Origin of the sequence: Rickettsia endosymbiont of Ixodes scapularis, assembly GCF_000160735.1 — a bacterium.
GTDB classification, from domain to species: Bacteria; Pseudomonadota; Alphaproteobacteria; order Rickettsiales; family Rickettsiaceae; genus Rickettsia; species Rickettsia tamurae.
In genome coordinates, this window is the sequence record NZ_CM000770.1 from 447719 (window position 1) to 449584 (window position 1866).

The window sequence follows — 1866 nt, forward strand, 5'->3', positions numbered from 1 at the left end:
CCGCGTGAATATTGCTTTGATTCAATAATAACTTTACTCGGTATTCCGGTAGCTTCGTCAGTTACGTCACGAATAGAAATACCCTCAACCATATCTTTGAATAAAACTTTACCTGACTTCTCTGTGATAATCGGTATAGTATAAGGATCCCACTCCGCTAGTTTTTGCGTTTTAATAACCATATCACCGTCATCAACAAGTAATCTAGCACCGTATGGAATTTTATGACGAGCCTTTTCATTACCGTTATTATCAAGCAATAATAATTCACAATTTCGGCTCATAACAATTTTGCGTTCTTCGGAATTAATAACAACGTTACGGCTTATAATTTTCACTTTTGCGTCATAGGAAGCTTCTACGGAAGAAACCTCAGCACCTTTTGTTGCCGCTCCTCCGATATGGAAAGTTCTCATTGTAAGCTGCGTACCCGGTTCACCGATAGATTGAGCAGCAATAACCCCGATTGCTTCACCCTCCGATACTAATGTACCGGTAGCAAGGTCCCTACCGTAACATATGCTACATATACCGGTAGTACTTTCACAGGTTAATACGGATTTTATCATAATTCTGTCGAGTCCAGCCGACTCAATCTGCTCTAACTTTACTTCATTAATAAGCTCGCCTTTATTGAGAATTAGATCATTAGTTACCGGATGAAATATATCGATAGCAGCAGTACGACCTAAAATCTTTTCAGCTAAAGGTACTATAACTTCCCCGCCTTCAATAACACTCTTAACTTCAATTCCTTTATCAGTTCCACAATCTTTTTCAGTAATAATACAATCTTGTGCAACATCTACTAATTTTCTTGTTAAGTAACCTGAGCTTGCCGTTTTTAAAGCCGTATCTATTTGCCCTTTACGCATTCCGTTAGCAGAATTAAAACACTCAAATTCAGTTAATCCTTCCTTAAAGTTAGAGATAATAGGAGTTTGTATAATTTGACCGTTTGATTTGGTCATTAAACCTCGCATACCGCCTAGCTGCTTAATTTGCTGGAAAGAACCTCTTGCTCCGGAATAGCCATCATATATATAGCATTTATTTTCTGATGATTTGGATCATCATTAATCGCGCGTAGCATATCTTTCATCATGTCGTTTGCTACTCTATCGGTACATCTTGACCACGCATCAACTACTTTGTTATATTTCTCTCCGTAAGTAATTAAACCGTTTAAATATTGTTGTTCAAATTCTTTTATTTCAAGCTGAGTTTCATTGATATGAGTACTCTTAGATTCCGGTACTACCATATCGTCCATTCCAAAAGAAATACCTGAAGAACAAGCATATTTAAAACCTAGTTTCATTAGCTGATCGGCAAAAATTACCGTAGCTTTTTGACCGCAGTGACGATAAACTAAATCTATAACTAATGATATGTCTTTTTTAGTTAGTTGTTTATTAATAAACTTGAATTCTATATTAGGATTAGAAGGCAATAACTCACCGACCATTAACCTACCGTAAGTAGTATCAATGATAACATGAACCATTTTACCTTCGGCATTTAACTGATTTCTGCGATATTTTATCTTTGTATGAATAGTTATAAATTTATTATATAAAGCATGTTCCATCTCAGCTAAATCTGAGAACATCATCCCTTCGCCTACTTCATTATCAAATGCAAGGGTTAGATAATATAAACCAAGCACTATATCTTTATCCGGTACAATAATAGGACGACCGTTTGCAGGGCTTAAGATATTATTTGTAGACATCATAAATACCCTAGCTTCAAGCTGTGCTTCAATCGATAATGGGATATGTACCGCCATCTGATCACCGTCAAAATCTGCATTGAACGCAGCACAAACAAGCGGATGAAGCTGGATCGCTTTACCTTCAATTA

At 36.4% G+C, this 1866-nt stretch carries 1 pseudogene; it reads right to left on the reverse strand.

What is annotated here, in order from left to right:
* A pseudogene (locus REIS_RS02300) lies at nt 1-1866 on the reverse strand (DNA-directed RNA polymerase subunit beta'); the annotation flags it as partial.